This is a genomic window from Streptomyces sp. NPDC051219, assembly GCF_040682335.1.
Taxonomy (GTDB): domain Bacteria; phylum Actinomycetota; class Actinomycetes; order Streptomycetales; family Streptomycetaceae; genus Streptomyces.
On the sequence record NZ_JBFBAS010000032.1, the window covers coordinates 45,766 to 68,679 of the forward strand.

The 22,914-nt window shown below is 67.6% G+C and carries 16 protein-coding genes and 2 pseudogenes; 6 read left to right on the forward strand and 12 right to left on the reverse strand.

What is annotated here, in order from left to right:
* Nucleotide 1 precedes the first annotated feature (1 nt).
* Nucleotides 2–1,279 carry an MFS transporter gene (locus AB0M62_RS27895; protein WP_366077050.1) on the reverse strand — a complete coding sequence of 426 codons (1,278 nt, stop codon included), beginning with the start codon at nt 1,277–1,279 and terminating at the stop codon, nt 2–4.
* A 157-nt stretch (nt 1,280–1,436) separates the two neighbouring features.
* On the opposite strand from AB0M62_RS27895, the gene AB0M62_RS27900 reads away from it, so the two are divergent.
* Both AB0M62_RS27900 and AB0M62_RS27905 read left to right on the forward strand, forming a co-directional pair.
* Nucleotides 1,437–2,342: a LysR family transcriptional regulator gene (locus AB0M62_RS27900; RefSeq protein WP_366077051.1), complete on the forward strand. Its 906-nt coding sequence runs from the start codon at nt 1,437–1,439 to the stop codon at nt 2,340–2,342.
* A gap of 483 nt (nt 2,343–2,825) precedes the next feature.
* Nucleotides 2,826–3,181, forward strand: a pseudogene (locus AB0M62_RS27905) (transposase family protein); the annotation flags it as partial.
* Between the two features lie 398 nt (nt 3,182–3,579).
* Here AB0M62_RS27905 and AB0M62_RS27910 read toward each other — a convergent pair.
* The 11 genes and pseudogenes from AB0M62_RS27910 to AB0M62_RS27960 form a co-directional block, all read right to left on the reverse strand.
* Nucleotides 3,580–4,422: an alpha/beta hydrolase gene (locus tag AB0M62_RS27910; RefSeq protein ID WP_366077052.1), complete on the reverse strand. Its 843-nt coding sequence runs from the start codon at nt 4,420–4,422 to the stop codon at nt 3,580–3,582.
* Nucleotides 4,423–4,542: 120 nt separating this feature from the next.
* On the reverse strand, nt 4,543–4,776 hold the full coding sequence (locus AB0M62_RS27915) for an alpha/beta hydrolase (RefSeq protein ID WP_366077066.1): 234 nt from the start codon (nt 4,774–4,776) through the stop codon (nt 4,543–4,545).
* Between the two features lie 544 nt (nt 4,777–5,320).
* Complete coding sequence (locus AB0M62_RS27920) at nt 5,321–8,152, reverse strand: AAA family ATPase (protein WP_366077053.1); 2,832 nt, start codon at nt 8,150–8,152, stop codon at nt 5,321–5,323.
* 245 nt (nt 8,153–8,397) lie between these two features.
* Nucleotides 8,398–9,000 carry an NAD(P)H:quinone oxidoreductase gene (wrbA, locus tag AB0M62_RS27925; protein ID WP_366077054.1) on the reverse strand — a complete coding sequence of 201 codons (603 nt, stop codon included), beginning with the start codon at nt 8,998–9,000 and terminating at the stop codon, nt 8,398–8,400.
* 266 nt (nt 9,001–9,266) lie between these two features.
* Entirely contained in the window at nt 9,267–10,127 is an 861-nt protein-coding gene (locus tag AB0M62_RS27930; RefSeq protein WP_366077055.1) for an enoyl-CoA hydratase/isomerase family protein, read from the reverse strand.
* Nucleotides 10,128–10,151: 24 nt separating this feature from the next.
* Nucleotides 10,152–11,615 (reverse strand): NAD-dependent succinate-semialdehyde dehydrogenase, encoded by a 1,464-nt coding sequence (locus AB0M62_RS27935; protein WP_366077056.1) that lies wholly within the window; start codon nt 11,613–11,615, stop codon nt 10,152–10,154.
* Nucleotides 11,612–12,517 carry an NAD(P)-dependent oxidoreductase gene (locus tag AB0M62_RS27940; protein WP_366077057.1) on the reverse strand — a complete coding sequence of 302 codons (906 nt, stop codon included), beginning with the start codon at nt 12,515–12,517 and terminating at the stop codon, nt 11,612–11,614. The genes AB0M62_RS27935 and AB0M62_RS27940 overlap by 4 nt, the downstream gene beginning before the upstream one ends.
* Before the next feature lie 28 nt (nt 12,518–12,545).
* A complete protein-coding gene (locus AB0M62_RS27945) occupies nt 12,546–13,550 on the reverse strand; it encodes a transketolase C-terminal domain-containing protein (protein WP_366077058.1) in 1,005 nt (334 codons plus the stop codon).
* A complete protein-coding gene (locus AB0M62_RS27950) occupies nt 13,543–14,385 on the reverse strand; it encodes a 1-deoxy-D-xylulose-5-phosphate synthase N-terminal domain-containing protein (RefSeq protein WP_366077059.1) in 843 nt (280 codons plus the stop codon). The genes AB0M62_RS27945 and AB0M62_RS27950 overlap by 8 nt, the downstream gene beginning before the upstream one ends.
* Before the next feature lie 213 nt (nt 14,386–14,598).
* Nucleotides 14,599–14,894 (reverse strand): annotated as a pseudogene (locus AB0M62_RS27955) (transposase); the annotation flags it as partial.
* 78 nt (nt 14,895–14,972) lie between these two features.
* Entirely contained in the window at nt 14,973–17,429 is a 2,457-nt protein-coding gene (locus AB0M62_RS27960) for a SpoIIE family protein phosphatase (protein WP_366077060.1), read from the reverse strand.
* A gap of 1,333 nt (nt 17,430–18,762) precedes the next feature.
* Between AB0M62_RS27960 and AB0M62_RS27965 the strand changes: the two genes are divergently transcribed.
* The 4 genes from AB0M62_RS27965 to AB0M62_RS27980 all read left to right on the forward strand — a co-directional run bounded on the left by AB0M62_RS27965 (nt 18,763) and on the right by AB0M62_RS27980 (nt 22,685).
* Nucleotides 18,763–19,563, forward strand: a complete 801-nt coding sequence (locus AB0M62_RS27965) for a hypothetical protein (protein ID WP_366077061.1) — start codon at nt 18,763–18,765, stop codon at nt 19,561–19,563.
* Between the two features lie 840 nt (nt 19,564–20,403).
* Nucleotides 20,404–20,880 carry a hypothetical protein gene (locus AB0M62_RS27970; protein WP_366077062.1) on the forward strand — a complete coding sequence of 159 codons (477 nt, stop codon included), beginning with the start codon at nt 20,404–20,406 and terminating at the stop codon, nt 20,878–20,880.
* A gap of 213 nt (nt 20,881–21,093) precedes the next feature.
* Complete coding sequence (locus AB0M62_RS27975) at nt 21,094–21,717, forward strand: hypothetical protein (RefSeq protein WP_366077063.1); 624 nt, start codon at nt 21,094–21,096, stop codon at nt 21,715–21,717.
* Nucleotides 21,714–22,685, forward strand: a complete 972-nt coding sequence (locus tag AB0M62_RS27980) for a quinone oxidoreductase (protein WP_366077064.1) — start codon at nt 21,714–21,716, stop codon at nt 22,683–22,685. Before AB0M62_RS27975 ends, AB0M62_RS27980 begins: the two co-directional genes overlap by 4 nt.
* Nucleotides 22,686–22,914 lie beyond the last annotated feature (229 nt).

Here is a 22,914-nt window from a genome sequence, read left to right on the forward strand (position 1 = left end):
GTCATCGGGGACTCGCGCCGAGTTCGTCGCGGACGTACGACGCGTGCACCATTCGAGTCCCCAGCGCGACGGCGGCGCCCACGATCACCACGAAGGCGAGCATCACCACGCGCGCGGACACGTACTGCGTCGCGATACCCAGTCCCACGACAGGCACGGACAGACCGATGTAGGCGCCGAGGAAGAAGAAGGCGAGCACCTCGGCCCGGGACTCGGGCGGGGCGGCCGACCCGGCCGCGATCAGTGCGCTGCGGAAGGCCAGTCCTGCGCCGGCGCCGGTCAGCACCCCGCCGATGACGAACACCGCCAGGCTGGGCAGCCATATCCCGGCCACCAGCAGGGCCAGGCCGGGAACGAGTACGAACGGGCCCGTGCGCAGCGTGAACGCAAGCCCGGCGCGGCTCAGCGCGATCTGGGCGACGGCGCCCGCGGCGAACGCGGCGAACGCGACGGCACCGGCCACCGCATGGGAGCTCTCGTGGAGGGTCCCGGCCAGGAATGACGGCACGAGGGAGGTGAAGATTCCGAAGACGGCGAACGAGGCGAGGGCCGTCGTGACGGCCGCGAAGAACATCCGGCGCGCGTGCCCCGGCACCGCGATGCGCTGCGGCCGGTACCGCGGCGCCGGATCGGGCAGGTCCGCGGTCTCGGGCGAAAGGGCGACGAGGACTGCCAGCACGGCCAGCGCGACGAGGAACACCACGTAGGGCAGCACGAGCGGCTGGGGGGCGTACTGGGCGAGCAGCCCTGCGACCAGCGGCCCGAATCCGATGCCGCCCAGGTTGGCCGCAGTGGCGACGATCTGGGAACGTCGCGGCGAGCCCGTCCGGCCGCGCCAGGTTCCCAGGTGCAGCTCGCTGAGGTAGGCGGTGGCCGTCGCGGTGGTCAGGCCGACCGAGACACCGGAGACGATCCGGGCCGCCAGCAGTCCGGGCAGGCTCGGCGCGAACACGAAGATCAGCGCGCTGACGATGTTGAGCAGCAGCGCGGGCACGAGCACCCGCTTGCGGCCGATCCAATCCGAGACGTGGCCGGCGAGGAACAGGCTGGCGATGACACCTACCGCGTACACGGCAAACACGACCGTGATCATGATCGTGGAGAAGTGATCGCGTCGCTGATAGAGCACGTACAGCGGGGTCGGCACGGCCGAAAAGCCCATGTTCACCAGAAAAGCGAGCGTGGTGATCCAGAAGCCGAACGAGTGGTGTCGATGGCGGCGAGTGGGTCCGTGGCGATGCGCGTGTGGCTTCACCTGCCCAGCGGAGATGACGGACATTAAACGGCTTCCTTTTCGAGGTGCTTGCTCCAGGCAGCAGCGGCGGCATTGCCCTGCCGAGCCCCCTCTTCAGGCTTCCGGACCGGGATTATGATGTCCAACGAAGAAAATCCATGGCGATCATTAATGTCATGCATGAATGCGGGAGGAGCATGAAGTGGAGCTTCGGCACCTGGAGCACTTCGTGGCCGTCGCCGAGGAGGGCAGCTTCACCCGCGCCGCGGCCAGACTGCACCTGGTGCAGTCGACGCTCTCGGTCTCCATCCGGTCCCTGGAGCGCGAACTCGGCGGGAAGCTGTTCGACCGCACGACGCGCCAGGTCGAGCTCACCGACGCCGGCCGGGCTCTGCTCGCCGAGGCGCGCACCGCCCTGGCTGCAGTGGACGCGGCCCGGGACGCTGTCGCAGCCGCGCAGGGCGGAGTGCGTGGCACCGTACACATCGGCCTCATGCAGTCGCTGGCGCTGATCGATCTGGCTGGCACCCTCACCCGCTACCACCAGGATCGGCCACAGGTGCAGATCATCCCCAGCACCGCCCTGGGGGGGTCAGCCGAACTGGTAACCGGGGTGCTCGACGGCAGCCTCGACCTGGCCTTCACCGCGCTCCCCGGCCCGTACCCGGCCGGCGTGACGGTGCGGCTGCTCGCGTCCGAGCCGCTTTTGCTGGCCTGCCCAGAAGGCCACCCACTCGCCATGCGGCCGGTCATCCCGCTCGCCGACCTCGACGGCGAGCGCTTCGTGGACTTCCGTGCCGGGTGGGGCACCCGGGCCAGTGTCGACCGCCTGTTCACCGAGACCGGCCTGCGGCGGGAGATCGCCGTGGAGGTGACCGACATCCCCACGGCCGTAGAGCTGGTCCGCGCCGGATTTGGCTGCGCCTTTCTGAGCGCCTCGTTGACCTCCGGCTCGCGCGCCCACGCCCTCGCACTGCGTGCTGTGCAGCCCGCGCCCCACTTCGAGGTCTCCCTCGTCACGGCCGCGGAACGCCGCCCGTCCGCCGCCGCCAGGGCGTTGATCGACCTCGTCCTGGCCACCCACGCCGCTCCGGATCCCATCCCCTGACCGTCCCGGCGCAAGGCCGGGACGGCACCCGTCGGAAGACGTCCGCTGTTGCAGCCCTACTGCGCGGAAGCACCCCAAAAGGGGCATCGGTCCGAGGTCGCTGCAGGGTGAACGACCCGAAGACAGACAGCTCGCCCTGCAGTCCGAGCACGTTGCAGTAGGTGACGTGGAGCTCGGTCATGTCGCCCGGGCGCCTGCAGGGGTCGAGCGTGAAGGCCGCGAAACCGTAGGAGTGGGCGACGTCGCGAACCGTCGGCCAGGGAGCGTCCTGCTGTGTGCAGACCGGAGGACGCCGGTTGGTGGACGGGTTCAGCGGGCCCAGAGAGGTGATCACCCGGCATGCCGGCGGGGCGTAGAGCGCCTGGTTGGACGCCACCGACGTTCCCTCGCCGCCCAGCACCATCCTCGTCTGGACCCAAAACCCAGACAAGCTGAACGGCCTACACGTGTTGCAGAAGGCCGGGATCAGGGCATTTCCCTTGCATGGGTGGGGTGTTGAGGGCCGAACAGGTGTGCGTGGAGACATTCACGAGCCTGCGGGCGGATCAGTTCGCGCGGTTGTCGAAGGCGGTCCGGGAACGCGGTGGTGAGGGATGCGGGTGGGGACGGCCGTGGCGGTTGCCGCTGGCCGAGCGAGTCCTGCTGGTGGCGGCCGACGCACGAACCTCACGATGCGGCAGCGCGCGCCGCTGTTCGGTGTCTCGTCGGCCACCGTGTGCCGGGTGATCCAGCGGCTCGCTCCGCTGCTCGCGCTTGAGCCGGTACGGGCGTCGGCCGACGCCGTCGAGCGGCTGTGGATCGTGGACGGCACCCTCATCCCGGTACGTGACAGGAGCGTGGGCGCCAGATAACTGTGCAGCACGGTCTCGGTTGTCGACACCGGTCAGTTTCCCGGCCAACTCGTCGGTTGGCAGGGCAACTTCTTCCCACCGCGTGCGGAGCGGTCTCGCCCAGAGACAAGAACTCCGCCCGCGTGATGCTCGTCCGGGCTGGTCTCACACAGCGCTGAACGTGTAAGACCTGCGCGCTCGCCGGGCCGCAGGCAACGTGAGCTAGGAATCCCCCTCGTTTACGAGGGGGAGGAGTCAATCCACGGAGCGCACTTTGCCCAGGTAGGTGCTGGACATGCGTGGGGCCGAAGATGGTTGGTCTCCGGCCCCACGCTGGGATAGCTGACACCCAGGAGGTCGGATGGCCTGTCAGTTGTGCCCGTCAGGCCAGGCTGCTCACGGGCTGGTCAGCGGGTGGCGGCATCCGCTCGCTCGATGAGCTTGGTCGTGATGCGCGGGTGGCTGATGAAGGCGACGTGGGAGGCGCCGGCGACCTCCACCACGGCCTTGGCACCGGCCCGCTTGTACTCGAAGCGTTGGAGGGCCGGCGGGATAGCCTTGTCGGCGGCGGCGACGAGGCCGAAGGACGGGATGTCGTGCCAGGCGGCGGCCGTCGTCGGCTCCTCGAATCCCGCGGCGGTGAACGGGCGCTGCGCGGCCTGCATCAGGCGGGTGGTGGACTGCGGCAGGTCGCCGGCGAACGCGCTGCGGAACTTGTCGGGCTTCAGGTAAAGGTCGGTTCCCGTGGTTCCGTCAGCAGTCGAGTACGGCACCGGGATGATCGCGTCCGGGATCTCGCTGCCGGGGAACTTGTTGAGCAGGTCGCCCTGGAACTCTCCCTTGTCGGGGACGAACGCGGCGATGTAGACGAGCGCCTTGACGTTGGGGTTGCCAGCCGCGGCGTTGGTGATGACGGTGCCGCCGTAGGAGTGTCCGACCAGGATGATCGGGCCCTTGATCGACTTCAGGACGCTGTTGATGTAGATGGAGTCGTTGGCCACGCCGCGCAGCGGGTTGGCCGGGGCGACGACCGGATACCCGTCGTCCTGCAGACGCTCGCTGACAGCGTTCCAGCCGGATCCGTCGGCCCAGGCGCCGTGCACGAGGACGACGGTCGGCTTGGGCCCGGAGGACGACTTCTCGGGTGAGATCGTGGCCGAGGCGGTCGGGGCCACAATCGCGGCGCCGACAACGGCAGCGGCGGCGGCAACAGCGAACTTCCTGCGGCGGATGTACCGGGTGATACTCATTACTTGCTCCATGCTGGACTATCGATGACGTGCAGTAGGCACTTCCGCAGTCTGCGAAGAGGCTGGGGTGCCGCTGCACCATTGCGGGCTGCCGGGTACGGGGCGAGCCGGGATTGTGGATCAGCAGGCCGTGACCCGTTTGATCAGGTCGACCACCGTGCCGGGCTGCGAGACGCAGACGAAGTTGCTGCCCGGGACCTCGACGACCGTGGCGCTGGCCCACTCGGCCATGGCGCGTCTGAGCCGCCGGGGAATCATCCGGTTGTCTGCGGCGACCAGGTACCAACTGTGCTTGGTCCGCCACGCCGGTTCGCTGAGGGCTACGACACCCCAGGGGAGCTGCGAGTCTGCTATTTAGGCACGGTGGCGATTCTCTGACGTACCTACCGTATGCATCCGTCAGCTGTACGGCTTCGGCCAGATGACCTAGATTCGGCAGTCGGCATCGTGCAGCGGGACGTCGCCGGAATCGGTGAACGTGCAGCTGCTTCGTTGCTGGACAGCGGAATTAGGGCTGCTCCCACTTCCTCGGTGAGCGCGTGGCACGGTTACCGATCCGCACGGCATGAGTCGCGTCACCGTGGCGTACTACGCCGCAGGAAATGGTCCGCAGGAACACCTGTCACATCAAGTCCGATTCACGGGGTACCTACGAGCTGCTCGCGCCCGACCAGCGCGAGCTTGGCCGCGCATTAGATCGCAGATTGCCAACTTCTTTGGGTTTTGGGAGTCGTGCGTCGTGCACTACTGCGTTTCGGCAGGAGTTCGCTCCGGCACACAGTCGTTGTGCGCAGACACAGTCTGCTGGCGCGTCCGGCCGGCTCACTGATGGCAGTGGAGCTGACTCGGCTCCTGGCATCCGGTCTGTGCTCGATCGGGTCGAACAGTCGCTGCGGGGTCAGTCACGGCGGTGCCGGCCATCGATGGGCGGCAGATCGAGGCTGGTGAGCGCGTCGCGTAGTCCGGCGCGGGAGGTGATGTTCAGCTTGGGGAAGACGTTGCGCAGATGCGTGCCCACGGTGCGGGGGGACAGGAAGAGCTGGGCAGCAATCTGTTTGTTCGTGAGCCCTGTCGCGGCAAGCTGGGCAATCCGCCACTCCTGGGGGGTTAGCGGCACCCTTCGGTCCACAGTGGGCGTGGCGGGGGCGGTGGGCAGGCCGCTTGCGCACAGCTCGCCGGCTGCGCGTGCGCTCCACGGGGCGGCTCCAAGGCTTTCGAAGGTGCCGAGTGCGGCCTCGAGGTGGGGGCGTGCCGCGGCGTATGCCTGCGATCTGCGGAGTCGTTCGCCATATCCCAGGCGGATCCTGGCCAGGTCGAAAGGCCAGCGTTCCGCGTCGGGTGTGGCGAGAGCCGTATCGAAGAGATCGCGATCGACGAAGCGAGGGTTGGCCATGGCCGTTGCCGCCTTTGTGATCATAGCCAGGCGGGGTGAGATGGAAGGGATTCCGGCGTCCCGGACGGCGGCAAGGTGTGCGGCTGCCTCATCATGGTGGCCGGTGCGAGTCGCAGCTTCAGTGAAGTCCCAGATGAGCCGCAGGGTGTGGGGATTGTGCGGTGCCAGTCGGCCTGCCGGGATGATGGATGACAGATGCCGGTAGGCGCTGTCGAAGTCGGTGCGGCCCAGAGCGGACAAGGCCCTGATGTGCGAGGCGTAGTTGCGCAGTAGACCCAGTCCTCGGGGGTTGCCCCACGAGGCGAGGCGGTCCGCGGTGTTCCGTGCGGCTTCGTCGTCACCTCTGACGGCGGCGAGCAGGCCTTCAATTGAACGGCTCTGCCACGCCCGCAGGCGGTAGTTGTACGTCGCGCACCAGCCCTGGGCCTCCTCACTGAGTTTGGTGATCTGGTCCCATTGCCCAGTGGCCCAGGCGTCGGTGGCCAGGAGGAAGAGGCCCTCAATGGCCGAAGTGACGGCTCCGCCACCACGGCCGTCGTCGATGACACGCCACAGGGCGCTGCGGCAGCCCGGCAGACGATCGACGTAGGCGGCGCAAACGGCAGTGCGGATGATGCGGCTGGGGTCGGTTTCCCGGTGGAGGCCCTCGATCAGCTCATCAAGGCGAGGCAGTACCGGCAGCGCGGCGTGGGCCGGGTCGCCGAAGGTACCACGCAGAACCGGCAGCAAGGGGTCGGGGATGTGCGAGTGGAGTCGCGCCAGGGCGCTGTCCAAGGAGTGCCACAGTTCCGTTCGCCCGCTGAAGAAACACACCATGAGCAAGGCATGGAGTGCCTCGCCGAGGATGGTGTCCTCGGCCGGGCGCTGAGGGGCGTGGTTGTCGATCGCTCCGACCAGGAGCCGGTGCGCGGTGTCCGCGTCGCCTTCGCCGTTGAGCAGCTGGCTGGCGGCCGCCGCGGCGGCCGCGAGGGATGCACTGCCCAGCGGGTCCGCAGCCACGGCATCATCGAGAAGAGCGCGTACGTTGCGCAGATCGCCTGTGACATTGGCGCCCAGGCACGCGGCCTCGGCCAGTCTCCGTCCCCTGTCCGCTCCTGTACTGCTGAGCTCCGAGGCACGCAGCAGGGCGGTGATGGCGCCGACGGCGTCGCCGCGGCGCAGAGTGGTGTAGGCAACCTCGTGCAAGAGCTCGGCCACCTGGTCGTCGGGCCCCACGGCTGCGCCGGCCAGGTGCCAGGCCCGGCGTTCGGATCCCTCCGGGAGTTCGCTGGCCAGCGCCTGGTGCGCCCAGCGGCGCTCGGCAACGGTCGACAGTTCCACGACCGCCGAGCGGGTGAGCGGGTGCCGGAAGACCAGGCGGCCCGTTTGTGCGTCGACGTGCACCAGCCCAACCCGCTCGGCACAAGAGAGCTCGCTGAGAGCTCCCGATCTGCCGACGACCCGCTGCAGGATGTGCAGCTCACCCGAGCCATCCAGCACCGCCAGCAGCAGCAGTTTGCGTGTGGCATCGGGCAGGGCGCTGACGCGCTTGGAGAAGACCATCCGGAGGCGCTCGGTCAGGGGCAGCACGGCCGGCAGTGACCGTCGCTGCGTCTGCTGCGCGATGTTGAGCGAGACCGGCAGTTCCAGCAGTGCCAGGGGGTTCCCGCAGGCCTCCGCAACCAGCCGCCGGCGAACCCTGGGTGTCATCGCCGGAAAGCGCTCGGCTACCAGCTTCATTGCCGACTTCACGTCGAGGGGCTGAACCTCATGCATGTCTGTCCCGGTGCTGGGAAGAAAGGACTCATCCCCAGTCCGGGAAGCAGCCAGCAGCGCAACGGACATGGTACTGACGTAGCGGGCGACGGTCCCGAGAACTACCGCGCTGGGCCGGTCCAACCACGCGTAGTCATCAAGAATCAGAGCCAGAGGGTTGCTCCTGGTACTGATCCGGGACAGCAGACCCTGCACCGCGTTCGCAACGGCCAACAGCTCTACAGGCTCGCCCGCAGACAGACCCAGGATTGCCTGAAGCGTGTGCGCCTGCCGCTTGGGTAGGGAGGCTATCTCTCCGGCCAACGGCTGCAAGATCTGATTCAGCCCCGCAAAACTGACACTCTGGTCGAACTGTGATCCGGCAACGCGCAGAACACGGAAACCGCGTTTCACCGCCCGCCGCGACGCGGCGGCGAGCAGCGCACTCTTACCCACCCCAGCTTCGCCGGTCAGCATCAGCACGGCCCCCCGCGTGGCGGCTTTGGCGAAGAGTGCGTCGACCAGCGCCAGCTCCGCCGATCGCCCTACGAGACGACCAGTGGCGACATCAGACCCGATCTGCGCGATGACGTGCTCGTTCATCAGGATGGTGCCGGGTATATCGATTGGAGCGGAGCCTGCAACAGCTGGTATCGGGGGGTCATTTGAGTCCTTCATTCGTCTGCGGGCTGCCGGCCAGGACGTTCCTGGCCGGCAGCCCGCACGGCCCAGGCCACCTGAGAGCCGAGGAGCGGTGTCCACCAGGCGGGAGACCCACTCCCATCCGAACCGCGGTCCGCTTATGGCACCGCCGGTCTGCAGCCAGCCGAAGTGGCAGGCTCAGGGCGTCACTTGGTGCCGGCGAGCAGGCGAGCGGTGATGGTCGCCAGGCGCTCGCCCTGGTAACGGGCGGCCCTGAGGGTCTCCTCGGTGGGGCTGTCGGCGCCATGGTGGGCGATGCCGTACGGGTTGCCGCCCGCCGGGAGGACGACCGGGTCGGTGTAGCCCGGCGGGACGATGATCGATCCCCAGTGGTGGAACGTGTTGTACAGGGCGAGCGTTGTCGACTCGTTGCCTCCGTGGCGGTTGGAGGCACTGGTGAAGCCGGTGGCCGGCTTGCTGGCCATGACGCCCTGGCTCCACAGGCCGCCGGTGGTGTCGATGAACTGCTTCAGCTGGGAGGCGATGTTGCCGAAGCGGGTGGGCGAGCCCAAGGCGTAGGCGTCGGCCCAACTCACATCGTCGAGCGTGGCGACCTCGATGTCCTTGGTGGCCTCGATGTGCTGCCGCCACGCCGGGTTGGCGTCGATGGCAACGTCCGGGGCCAGCTCGGCCACCCGGCGCAGCCGGACCTCGGCGCCGGCCTTCTCCGCGCCCTCGGCGACCGCCGTGGCGAGCTGGTGGACGTTCCCGGTGGACGAGTAGTAGATGACCGCGACCTTGGCACTCACGGTGAGGCCCCTTCCCTAGCAGAAAGCGTGGACAGCAAAGAGGAACCGAATGGGTAGCTGGTTCGCCCTTTTCAGGTAATTCGGATGCGAATGTGAGCTCCCTCCGCGACAGGAGCCGCCGGCTCAGGCATCGGGGGATCGAAGCGATGGGGGCGGTTGGCTCCGCCGCGGCCGCGTCGACCGGCCACCCGAATACGACGCGAGCAAGTTTCTTGCGACCGGCCGGGCATCCCAGCCGGGCCCAACCTCACAGAGAAGAACGACCTTTAGTCGAAGTTGTTCTTCCGACCCTCGCGGACATAGTCCACAGTGGAACGAATGTGCTGCTCGCCGTGGATCGAATGCTCCTTGGCGACGTGGCCGAACATCTGAATCCCGAAGCCGCCATCGAGATCGTTGACGATCCGCTGCTTCCACGGCCGGCGGACGATCTGCGTGGTGAGCCTGCGGGTGGTCCGCGGCTGCGACATGATGTGATCGGCAATCGCGTACGCCCGATTCACCAACTGGTCACGTGGAACGACCTCGTTGACCATCCCCCACTCGAGCGCCTTCTGCGCGGTGATCGCTTCACCGGTGAGCAGCGCGTACGCCGCGCGCTTGACTCCGAGCAGTTCCTGAAACGCACAGTGGATACCGTCCGCGGGAACGGAGCCGATGTCGTAGTGCAGATCGAAAATCGTCGCATCGTCCGCCGCGATCGTGATGTCACACATCAGCACGATCTCCGAATGGAACCCCGGGCCGTTGAGCAGACCGATGGTCGGTATCTCCAAGTCGTTCACCAGGGAAGAGACGTTGATCCGGCCGTCCTTGTAGGCGTACTCGTACGCCCAGTACGGCAGATCCTCTTCTTCCAGAGCAAAGCCCTCGGGATCCGAGCCCATCATGAACTCATCGCCCGAGCCGGTGAGGATGAGTACCTCGTTCTCCGGATCGGCACCGACCGTCTTCAGCATCTGACCCAGCGCCCGGTGGTTCTGCACACTGAGCTGAATCGGGCCACCCTTCGTGTGGGCCTCGACGAGCAGCACGCCGTCGTCACGGCGCTCCATGGTGAAGAAGTCCTTGAAGACCTCGCGGTACTCGTCGAAGCGAGGGGTGGGAACGAACTCTTGTAGCGACACGAGAACTCCTGGCGTGATGAGGTGCTACCAAGCAGTGGCGATGTACTTGTCTTCTGTGTACTCGAGCAGGCCTTCGTGACCGCCCTCGCGACCGAGCCCGCTCTGTTTGACCCCGCCGAAGGGCGCGGCCGGGTCGGATACCACCCCGCGGTTGAGTCCGATCATGCCGGCCTGCAGATCCTCGGCGACCCGCATGCCGGCAGCCAGATCGCGTGTGTACACGTAGGACACCAGGCCGTACTCGGTGTCGTTGGCGGCACGTATTGCGGCATCGAGGTCGGTGAAGCGCACGATCGGGGCGACCGGCCCGAAGATCTCCTCGCGGAGGATGCTCGCGCCGTCGGGCACCGCGTCGAGCACAGTTGGCGCGTAGTACCAGCCGGGACGAACCAGTGCGTGGCCGCCGGTACGAACGATTGCACCGCGGTCCACCGCATCGGTGACCAGGCGGTCTACGGTGGCGACGGCCTCCTGGTTGATGAGCGGGCCGAGCCGGGTCGATTCATCGGTCCCCGGGCCGGCCCGCAGCTGTGACATCGCTTCGGCCAGCCGGGTGGCGAACTCGTCGGCCACCGATTCGTGGACGTAGAAGCGGTTGGCCGCAGTGCAGGCCTCTCCACCGTTGCGCATCTTGGCGATCATCGCTCCGGCAACTGCGGCGTCTAGGTCGGCGTCGGCCAACACCAAGAAGGGGGCGTTGCCGCCGAGTTCCATCGAGCAGCTCACCACCCGGTCGGCGGCCCCGCGCAACAGGGTCCGCCCGACCTCAGTGGACCCGGTGAAGGACAGCTTGCGCACCGGCGTGCTGTCCAGCATCGCCGATACCACCGCACCGGACCGTCGTGAGGGCAGGACATTGACCACGCCGTGCGGCACCCCGGCCTCCTGGAGCAGCGCCCCGATCGCCAGCGCGGTCAGCGGAGTTTCGCTTGCCGGTTTCAGCACTACGCTGCACCCTGCCGCCAGCGCCGGCCCGATCTTGCGGGTGGCCATCGCAGCAGGGAAGTTCCACGGCGTGACCAGCAGCGCCACACCGATCGGCTCGCGCAGCACGAGAATCCGGTTGGTGCCGGCCGGGGCCGTCTGCACGGTGCCGAGGACGCGGACAGCCTCCTCGGAATACCAGCGGAAGAACTCCGCTGCGTAAGTCACCTCGGCGCGGGCATCGGCCATCGCCTTGCCGTTTTCCAGGCTGACCAGCCGAGCGAGTTCCTCACCGTGTCCGATCACCAGCTCGAACGCCGCCCGCAACACGTCCGAGCGCTCCCGCGGGGAGGTGCGTGACCACTCATGGCGAGCCCGATCGGCGACCTCGACGGCTCGTCTGGCGTCATCCACGGAAGCGCTGGCCACCGACGCGATCACTTTGCCCGTCGACGGGTCGGTCACTTCGAACCGGGATCCGTCCGAGGCCGGAGACCAGCTGTCCCCGATCAGCAAATCCGTCCGCAGCCGTGCCCCGGAGAACACGGGTGCGGTGGCCGTCATGACCCGTCCTGGGCGAGCGATGCGCCGCGAGCCTGCTGCTCGTAGAGCGCGAGGAAGTCCACGTCGCGCAGCCCGGTGCCGATGGCGGACTGGATCAGCTGGTACACAGCGGCGCCGACAGGCATCGGCACCTCCAGCGAGCGCGCCGCTCCCAGACCGAGGTCGAAGTCCTTGCGCAGCAGCTCGGTGGTGAACGTGGGCGTCCAGTCCCGCTCGATCAGGTCGTCAGTGCGCTTGCGGACCCAATCCGAGGCGAGGACTGTGCCGTTGAGGAATTCCAGGAACGCCGCCCGGTCCGTGCCGCCCTTCTCCGCGAGACTCGTCACCTCGACCAGGGCCTGCACCATCATGCCCAGGTACAGGTTGTGACACAGCTTGACCAGTCGGCTCTGCTCCTCCTCCCCGGCGTGCACGGCCACCTTGGCGATCTGCTCAAGGTACGGTCGTGCACGCTGGAATGAGGCCAGTGGCCCGGAGGCGACGATGCAAGCTCCGCCCTCCGCGACGACGTGCGGGTTGCCACTTATCGGCGCCGCGAGGAAGCCGACGCCGGCTTCAGTCGCGGCAGTGCGCACTGCGGCCGAGGTCGCTGCGGAAACGGTCGAGCAGTCGACGATGATGCCGGGCCGGCGTTCCGCGCTGAGTAGCCCCTTCGGCCCGGCAACGACCTCTTCCAGGTCCTTCGGCGTGGAGACCATCACGAAGACGATGTCGCAGGCGCCGAGATCGGTGATGTGGTCGACAGCGGTCGCACCTCGTGCGACGAGCGGCGCCGTCTTGGCCTTCGTCCGGTTCCATGCCGTGACCGACTCGCCGGCGTCGACCAGGCGTCCCGCCATCGCAGTGCCCATCCGGCCGGTGCCGAGCCAACCCAGGGCGGTCGGTTTTGCTTCTGAGGTCATCACTTACTCCTCGTTGACATCAAGGTGTTCAGACAGGCGAGTACTCGCCGCGCTCGACAGGTACAGCCGGCGCGCGCGGCGGATCCCCCGGGCGCCCGAGCACCGACCACGCCGTACGGATCAGCTCCTGAGTGGACAGCCCGTACTTTTCGAAGAGATAGGGCCCGTCGAGAGAGCCTTCGGCGAACGTGTCCTGCAGGCCGACTCGGCGCAGTGGCCGGCCGAGGCCGGCCTCCGAAATCGCCTCGGCGACAGCGGAGCCGAGGCCGCCGATGATCGAGTGGTTCTCGGCAGTGATCACTGCGCGGGTTCCGGCGACCACCCCGCAGATCGTGGCGGCGTCGAGAGGCTTGACGACCGGGACATTCACCACTGCGACAGAGACGCCATGCTCGCCGAGCACTCGGGCGGCGGCCAGCACCGGGGCCAGCATCATGCCTGTCGCCACCAGCGCGACATCGGTGCCGCCCTGGAGAACATCCGCGCGGGTCAGGTTGAGCACGTGGTCGTCGTCGAACAAAACCGGTATCTCGCCGCGCTTGAGCCGAACGTAGACCGGTCCGGGAACGTCAACGATCGCCTCGACGACCTGCCGGACCTCAACTGCGTCGGCCACGTCGATCACAGTCATGTTCGGCAGCGCGCGCATCAGCGCCATGTCGTCGATCGCTTGGTGACTGGGCCCACCAGGAGTCGAGACCCCAGGCATGAACCCCATGATCCGCACCGGGAGGTTCGGGTAGGCAATCGCGTTGGCGATCTGGTCGAAGGGCCGCCGGGTGGCGAACACCCCGAAGGTATGGACGAACGGGATGTGCCCGCACCGGGCAAACGCCCCGGCAAGGCCCATCATGTTGGCCTCGGCCATACCCCCGTGAACGAATCGTTCTGGAATCTGTTCTTGGAACAGGTCGACCTCGCACTGGCGGGTGAGGTCGCCGCTCAGGCAGAGGATGTCCTCGCGGCGGCGGGCCAGATCCACCAGCGCGCGGCCGTAAGGCTTCAGCTCGGTCGGGTACGGCGGCTCACGCATGCCGGGCCTCCAGCTTAGTGGTCAGCTCCGCGAGCGCGGCCTCGGCCAGCTCGGGAGGCAACTTGATGAAGTGGCCGTCGGTGCCTGGCGGAAGGCAGTCCAGCCCATGCATGGTCGAGGTGCGACACACGACCACGCTCGGCCGGCCCGACTCGGCGTTCGCGGCAGCGATCGCCTCGGCCAGTGCCGCAGTGTCGTGGCCGTCGACGTCCTGGACGTGCCAGCCGAAGGCGGCCCACTTCTCGGCGATGGGCTCGAGCGTCGTGATGGTGTCGACCGGACCGTCTACCTGGGAGTTGTTGGCGTCGAGCAGCACAGTGAGCCGGTCCAGGCCGAAGTGGGCGGCGAAGATCGCCGCCTCCCAGACCTGCCCCTCCTCCATCTCGCCGTCGCTGACGAGCGCGTAGGTCCGCGCAGTGGAGCCGCGGAAGCGGTCGGACAGTGCGAACCCAGCGGCAGCGGACAGGCCTTGGCCGAGTGAGCCGCATGTGTAATCGACAACCGGGGATCGCTCTGTCCCGATCGCCTCGATCGGAGAGCCGTTGTGCCCGTATCCGGACACCAGGTCGTCGTCGAGCAGTCCCAGTTCGGCAGCCGCCGCGAACGGCGCGATCACATAGTGGCCCGGCGAGCAGACCAATCGGTCGATGCCGGGTCGAGCGGTCGCGAAGAGCGAGGCTACCTGCTCAGCCGCGGACAGCGCCTGGCCCAGGTAGCCGAAACCCTGGGGAGCCACCATGCGCACGGCCCGAAGCCGTATGCGCAGCGCAAGCTCATCAGGGTCCCCCGGGGTCCATCGCGTGTCTGGAGACGAGACACGCACCGGCGCAGTCATCGGATATCTCCAAAGTGGCTAATTGGCATAGCCAAAGTCTGCCTCGGTTTGCTCGCCCGTGTCAATGCCGCATGTGGTCGAGCACTGCACCGACACGCCGATGCTTCAGGGGCGAGCGCGGAGCAGGAGCCCGGCACCCTTCCGGAACCCGCACCTGCAGCTGGATCCATTGGTTCGGCGACGCCCGGGTGCCGGCCGGCACCATCGCCGAATTCGGGCCCTCGCCGCGTGCTGGTGAGCCCGGACGGTGATGGAATCGACGCACGCCACCGACCAGTCCACACCTTCGACCGCATCGCAGTGCCGCTGGACATGGGCCAGCGGCCGGCCCCAGGTGCCGTCCGCCGATGAGCGGTGGAACGGCTCGCAGACGGTCTTCCACGGCCCGTAGCGTTCTGGCAGGTCCCGCCAGGCCGCCCGGTGAACAGCTTCCACGGAATCCCGTTGATCACCTGCCGCCGGTCCCGCACCGGACGCTCGGTGCGCGACCGCGGCAGCAAGTGCTTCATAACGGCGCACGACTGACCAGTCAGCCCATGACACGCACCACGAACCAACCAACGCCCACCCGACCTTGCGGCCACGGCCTAGTGGGCCCGGGTGCTCAGCGAGGTCGCGGGCTTCAGGTCCTGTTCGGCCCAGACAATCTTGCCGTGGGCAGTGAAGCGGGTGCCTCGTCGGCGGGAGAGCTGGGCGACGAGGAAGAGGCCCCGGCCGCTCTCGTCGGTGGCACGGGCGTGCCGCATGCGCGGGGCGGTGTCGCTGGAATCGAAGACCTCGCAGACGAGTGCCTGGTGTCGGATCAGGCGGAGCTCGACCGGCCCCGCGCCGTGGCGGACGGTGTTGGTCACCAGCTCGCTGACGATCAGTTCGGTGGAGGCCGCGAGGTGATCCAGCCCCCACTCAGCCAGCTTGCGTACCGCCAATGCCCGGGCCCTTGCGACGACGACCGGCTCGTTCGGCAGCTGCCACTGGGCGAACTGGGCCGGGCCGAGGGCGCGGGTGCGGGCGAGCAGCAGCGTGGCGTCGTCGGTCGGCGCACCGGTCGGCAAGATTCCGGTCACGGCCGAGCAGAGCTCTTCCAGTTGGCGGCCGGACCCGGCCAGGGCGCTGGCCAGGCGATGCATCCCCTCGTCGAGGTCTTGGTCGCGGGACTCGATCAGGCCGTCGGTGTAGAAGGCGAGCACGCTGCCTTCGGGCAGTTCCAGTTCCAAGGTTTCGAAGGAGGCCATCCCGATGCCGAGCGGCAGGCCGGAGGGCAGGTCGGGGAAGGTGACCCGGCCGGCAGGTGAGACGATCGCCGGTGGCGGGTGTCCCGCCCGTGCCATGGTGCACGTCCTGGTGACGGGGTCATAGACGGCGTACAGGCAGGTGGCTCCCGACGCCGCCGCGCCTTGGTCCTCGCCTTCCTCGGTGAGTTGGACGATTGTGTCGTCCAGGTGGGCCAGCAGCTCGTCGGGGGGCAGGTCGAGTTTGGCGAGCGTGTGTACCGCGGTGCGCAGCCTGCCCATGGTCGCCGCGGCGTTGATTCCGTGCCCGACGACGTCGCCGACCACGAGCGCCACCCGGGCGCCGGACAGCGGTATGACGTCGAACCAGTCACCTCCCACGCCGGCATCGATGTCCGCCGGCAGGTAGCGGGAGGCGACCTCGACGGCGGGTCCGCCGGTGAGGCGGCGCGGGAGCAGGTCGCGTTGCAACGCGAAGGCCGAGTTGCGCTCGCGCACATACCTGCGGGCGTTGTCGAGCGCCAGGGCGGCCCTGGTGACGAGTTCCTCGGCGAGTAGCAGATCGCTCTCATCGAACGGCTCCGGGTCGTCGGTCCGGACGAAGAGCGCCACGCCCAGCACGGCGCCGCGCGCGTGGATGGGCACAATCATCAAGGAGTGCATCCCGTACTCGCGGACCTTTTCCGCCCGTCGCGGATCCTGATCGAACCAGGTGCCCGGAGAGCTGTCCAGCAGCGCCTCCAGGTGGGAGCTGCCGGAGGTCAAGACCTCGGTGAAAGGCGAGGAAGCCGGGACGAAGACCGGTTCCCCGCGCGGCCAGAGGGATTCCGGAGCCCCCTCGTGGATCGATGCCACGCCGGCACGGCGGAAGACGGGTATGTGCCCGCGGATCGCTCCCAGCCGGGCGAGGGACTCCTCGCCGAGTGGGACCGTCTCCGCCAGGTCCACGGTGACGTAGTCGGCGAGGCGCGGCACGGCGAGGTCGGCAAGCTCCTGCCCGGTCCGCATCACGTCCAGCGTGCTTCCAATGCGCGTGCCGGCCTCACGGAGCATGGTCAGACGCTCATGCGACCGCTGTCTGTCCGTGACGTCGACGCTCATGGCGCACACGCCCAGAACGCGACCCTGCGCGTCATCGAGGCGGAAGAAGGACGTGGAGAACAAATGCTCCCGGCGCGGATCCGTCGGCGGCCACGCCCGGTACTCGTGGTCGACTGTCCCGACGCCGCTGTCCAGAACCTGCTGCATCACCGCCTCGGCCTTCTGCGCCCCGACTCCCGGGAGCACTTGGCTCAGCCGTCGCCCGAGCCGTTTCTCGCGGGGTATGCCGTCCTGGTGGATCAGGGCGTCGTTCACCCACATGTAGCGCAGTTCCAGGTCACGGACAGCGATTCCGATCGGTGACGCGGCCAAAAGCGACTCCGGCTCCACTCCGCTGACCGGCCACGGCGGATTCGTGTCCGGGCTGGTCGCGGAGACGAGCCAATGCGTTCCTCCGTCCTGGCCCAACAGGCGGCTGGCCCGCAGATGCACCTCGACGCTGCGGCCATCGCGGTCGGACAGACCGACAGGGCTGGACCAGTCCTCGCCGCGACGCTCGGCGAGCACCGACGCACTGGTGATGTCCCCGAATGCGGACAACACCCGCGCGACGGAACCGCCGACCACATCCCGGGACGAGAAGCCGACGAGCCGCTCAGCGGCCGGAGTCCACGCGACCACCGTCCCTTGCGCATCGACCAGCGCCAAGGCGGAACAGGGCGGCTGCCCGGCCTTTCGCCCGGCTTCCGGCGGACTGCCCTCAACTTCGGGCATCGCTGTCATCCCTTCTGCAGAGCACGTCGGGGACGGCGGGACTTGTGCGGTACGCGCCGGCACAAGAGTGCAGACGACAGCCGCAGCTGCCGGTTGGCCGGGTCCGGGGGTGGGGGCCCTGCGTCCGGCCGAATGGCGATGCGCTCCTCGGGCGTGGCCGGTCGGTGAGAGCCTGCCCCTGGCCGCTGTGCCTGTAGCCGCCATCACCGACAGCTTCCCAACGTTATTGGCTAAGTGGCATAACCAAAAGTGCATCGCCTCAGATGATAAGTCAAGAATTGCTCTAATTCAGCCATCTTGTGACGGCGTGTCCATGCGTCGTCACCAGCTGTGTTTGTTCGGCGGCCGCCACGCCACGCTGATCGCGGCCCTGGCTGATCGCCCTGACGAGAGCGCGTCACTTCCCTGACCGTCGGCCATGGCGCTTGCCGGTTGGGTCTCGTAGTGGCTCGCCTGCTCGGCCGGGACCCGTGGCCGCCACAGGCAGGCGGTGCGTGGCGGCGCGGCGAGCCGGCGGCGGCGGCGAAGTCGTCGGGGGTCGAGGGTGCGGGTTGCGCCGCGGCCAGATACCCGGCGAGGTCGACTTGTTTGTTTCACCTTCTTGACAGCGGGATGTCGCCACAGTCACACTCCGAAAGTAGCTAAGCCACTATGCCAAATAGCCAGAGTGTCCTTGGTATGAGGGCCGGCTCATCAGTGGTGAGGGAGAGCGGATGAGTGCGATCCATGACCGTGACGAGGTAAGGTCGGCGTACATCGGAGCCGAGGACGAATCATGGGTTCCTCGATGTGCTCACCGGCAGCCCCTTGGGCCTGGCCGGCGTGACACGGGCGGCGTCCGCGGTCTGCAAGGCCGACTGGATCGACGTCATCCGTCCAGACCCGGGTCGTCGCTGTTAACACACCTGGGCATCGACAAGACCGTGCTGTTTCCCGGTGAGGGCCGCGCCCTCACCTCAATCGGCGCACAGGCCGTTGTCACGTCCCGGCTCACCGCAGCCATGTCTCGAATTGCAAACGGGCGTCAGAGCCGGCACACGCCGTGCTGAAAGCGGGCCGTCGCCTCACCGGTGCCGCCCAGGCCCTCCGGGCGCGTCATCGGCGGAACGGTGCCACACAGGTCGCCTCGACACGTTCGTTCACCGCCCCCGAACAAACCACCATGATTAGCCGTGGCCTCAGAGAGTTGGGAGACCTCTGTATGTCTCAGGTAACGCCTTCCGGCTCAGCCTCAACGCTCGTTGGCGGCACAGATCCGGCCGCCGCTGTTGTGTCGCAGGTTCCGAACCCCGCATTGGTTGCCGACCACGCGACAGCGCGCGTGACACAGCGGTTGACCAGCCTGTTTCGGGACAAGACGAGCCGCTCCCTCGACCGCTCCATGGAATACTTCGCGCGGGATCCGATGTTCTACACGGACTCGACCCTGGGCTGGTACATGCCGACCTGGAACGCGCTGAAAGCCGTCTGGGACCAGTACATGCCGACCTGGCCCGACACCGCGCGTTCCTACCCCACCCGGATCATCGGCGACGAACGCAGTGCGATCGTACTGTTCACCGACACACCCGAGCTATTCGGCGGCGAAGTCCGCGCCATCACCGCACTCGACTTCAGCGACGGTCTGATAACCCGCTGGGTCGACTACTGGGATGGCCGCCACTTCGGTATCGACGCAATGAACCAGCTCCGCGTACCCGAGGCCGAATTCCCGCAAACCTTCGGCGAGGACGTCGTCGGCGACCAGTCGTCGCCGGTCCTGAAAACGGCCGTAGACCGCCTGAACTCGGCACTCAACCGCGGCGACACCACGGGGCTGTTCACGTCGGACGCCACCTTCGAGGACCTGGCGCTGCGTACCACAATCGTGGGCCCGCTCGCCATTGACGCCTACATCAAGCGGTCTTACACCAGGCTGCCCTACGGCCGCGGCGCCACGATCCGGCACACTGTCGGCAGCCCCCAGGGCGGCGGCTACGAATGGATCAACAAGGGTATGGCGGTCGGCCAGGGCATCTCCGCCATCGAACTCGACGAGCACCAGCGGATCAGCCGGCTGACGGTCACCTGGGACGGATCCCGCCTCGACGACACCACTCTGACGGCCATGCTCGCGGACACCATCGAACGGTGACGACGAAACGCCGTCTCAGAGTGCGCGGGAGCGAGCAGGGGCGGCCGCAGGGACACGGTCCACGCATCACCCGGCTGGTGAACCGGACCGGTCCGAGTGCAGTCCAACGAAGGCAGGGTCACCTGACCTACGGGGACAGGAAGATCCCGCGCCGGGAGCCCGGCCACGCCGGGGTCCCGGCGCGCCTGTTGAGCGAACGCTCCCGGTGCCTGCTCGTAACACGATTGCTTCACGGGCTGGGCGCGTTGCTCCGTCGATGTCGTGGGCTTCGTGCTGGAAGCGGGCGACGTTGGCGAGGGCTTCGAGGTGTCCGTACGCGGCAGCGACTTCTCGGGGGTCTTCAGCGTGCTTGTGTCTCCGACTGCTTCGCGGCGCACTGCCAGGTCGGCTCTCTCCGGCGGTGGACGCGCTCGCCCCGATTCTCTTCATGGGCCGTGCCGTCCAGCCGAACCCGTTTCCGGCCCTGGACCGGAAGCGTCACAATAGCCAGTGCTTGACAGCCAGTCGCCGGTCGGTGCTGCTGTCCAAGAGCACCCCGGGGTCAGGTTACACGGGGGGCGGTACGCGGTTTATCTCCATGTCCCCAGGAGACCGGAAGCGTCCTGGTGCCGGTCGGCGCAGATCTGGGGGCAGTTACGTGCATCCGACCGGGCGGACATGGCTGGGCCGGGGATGCCGTCGGCAGCATTGAAGGCGACGCAGCCCGAAGATCTGGCGGCGCTCATGTGCAGGAACGCTCTTGCTCATGGAGGAGTGGTCAGGGTCTTAGTGCTTTTTCCCGATGCATGTTGCGTCAAGAGACCGATTTTTGCCCCTCTGGGAGGCATTAATGTCAGCCACATGAGCGACCATGCGGGGAAGACCGCCTACGACCGCGCGCTGGAGGTTGTCCAGGGCTACGCGAACCACGACGCCATCGCAGTGCAAGACGCGCTGGCTGGTTTGAACGCAAGCGGCTGGTCAGAGGTGTATGCCGTCCTGAGTGGTCTGCTGCGCTCCACCATCAGCATCATGGAGTTGACCGGCGAGCAGTGGAAGCTTGGCGACCTGGTTCGGCATGCCGATGAAGTCGCTGCTGCAGCCCCGCTCCACTACGAGTTCGTTGTTGCCGAGGTAGCGCGGGCGTGGGCGCGCGGAGACGATTCGGGGCTGCGCACGTTGTCGGGTCGAGACCTTCCGGGGGCCGTGCACGTGACGGCCGCATTCGTCGCCGTTCTGGGTCTGGCGTTGTGGGGCAGGACCGGATTCCTCGATGTCATCAAGGAGTTCCACGTGGCCGTCTCCGCGCTTGTGAATGATCAACCATTCGGAATCTGACCGGTCGAACCGTAGCGTCCGGAGATCAGACTCTCGTCGGCTTCGTCGTCGATGCCACTTGCCTGCGAAGCCGCCGAGAACCCCTTATCTCCTGCTGTGTGGCCGAACCCTTTGCAGAAATGGAGTGTTTCGTTTGTCCAGAGCTGCACTGAACCGGATCGTCGCTGGCGAGTTCCTCAGGGACTCGCCGGCTGTGGACGTTCGGGACGCGCCATGAACTTCCGGACCCCTCTGTCCGCTCTGGTGCCTGGAACTTCAGGCCGACTCCTCACCGCCCTCGTCGATCATCACACCGTCGACGCGGGCCGGCCGCTGACTCTCGACGAGCTGTCCAAAGGTGCTGCGGTGACGACAACCCAGCTGGAAGCGGCGCTCTTCCGCCTCGGTCTGCTCGGCCTCATCGCCCCCAGGCGCAAAGGAGAAGCCGTACGTCTCGTCGCAAGCCACATCGCTTGGGATGCTCTGCATCAGCTGACAAACCTGCATAGCCGTATAGCCGATACGGTCCGCGAACAGGCGCAGGCCCACCTTCACCCAGCACCGGACTACCTCGCGCTGAGCGGCGCCGTCATCGAGGGAACGGCATCGCATCCTGCGGACGTACTGGAGCTGATCATCGTCCGTCCAACCGCCGGCCTGGTTGACTGGGAGGACGGCGTCACCGCCCTCCTCACGCAGTTGTCCCGTGCTCTGGGAAACGTCGTTGTCCACCGCACTGCCCGTGACACCCAAGAAGCGGAAGCCATGGGCGGAAAGAGCGCAGTGCGCATCTTCCCGCGAAGTCAGTTCGAAAGTCAGGCAACTCAGGATGTTGCCTGGGAAGTAGGTTTGGAATGAAGGCCATTGTCGTGTCGTCGCTGGGCCCCGCTGAGGTTCTCAAGCCCGCTGAGTTGCCAGACCCCGCACCGGGTGCCGGCGAGCTGCTGGTGCGTCTCGCGGCGGCCGGCGTCAACTTCATGGACGTGCGCCAACGCAGGGGCGGCATCCTGCAGCGACCGGTTCCGTTCGTTCCTGGCTTTGAAGGAAGCGGCACCGTTGTCGAGGTCGGGCCAGGCACCTCGGACTTCTCACCCGGTGACCGGGTCGCCTGGAACATGGCCGGGTCCAGCTACGCGGAGCGGGTCGTGGTCCGGGCCGATGCGGCCGTTCCCGTTCCCGACGAGGTCGACGACATGGCCGCCGCGGCCATCATGACGCAGGGGCTCACGAGCCATCACCTGGCCACACTCGCCACCCGCCTGCTGCCTCGGCCCGGTCGGGTGTTGGTCCACGCGGCGGCCGGCGGCGTGGGGTCCCTGCTGACCCAGATGCTCTCGCGGCAGGGCCACCACGTGATCGGGACGGTCTCCTCACCCGCCAAGGCCCCCGCTGCCTCGTTCGGCGCCACCGAGGTCGTCGTCACGAGCGCGCCGAATGTCGAGGAGGAGTTGGTCCAGCGTTTCGGGGAAGGCGAGTTCGACGCGGTCTATGACGGCGTCGGCGCCGACACGATCGGGGCGAGCTTGCGCCTGGTCCGGCGTGAAGGCCTGGTCGTCTACTACGGCCAGGCGAGCGGCCCCGTTCCGCCGGTGGATCTGTGGGACCTGCCCAAGAGCATTCTGCTGACCAAGCCGGTTGTGCTCGACCACGTCGCGACCCGCGACCGGCTGCTGGGTGCCAGCCGCGAGCTGTTCGCGTGGATAGCCGAAGGCACGCTGACCCCGCAGGTCAGCGCGACGTATCCCCTGGAGAAGGCCGCGGACGCGCATGCCGCTCTGGAGTCGCGATCGAGCACGGGGAAGCTCCTGCTGATCCCCGGGCAGTGACGACGGGGTTCCCCGGCCGCGACGGGCTCTGTCGCGGCCGGGGGACCAGCTCAGCGCTGGCTTGCCGCGCTGGCGTAGAGGTAGGGTGCCGCCGCGTCGAGCGCGGGAACGACGAGATCGATGTCTACCCTTTTGGCGAGCGTGTGTGCCCCAGCCTCGCGCAGCATTGGCTTGATGCGGGTCTTCAGCCGGTCGATCGCCCAGTCACGGATGTCGCCGTTGGCGGCCG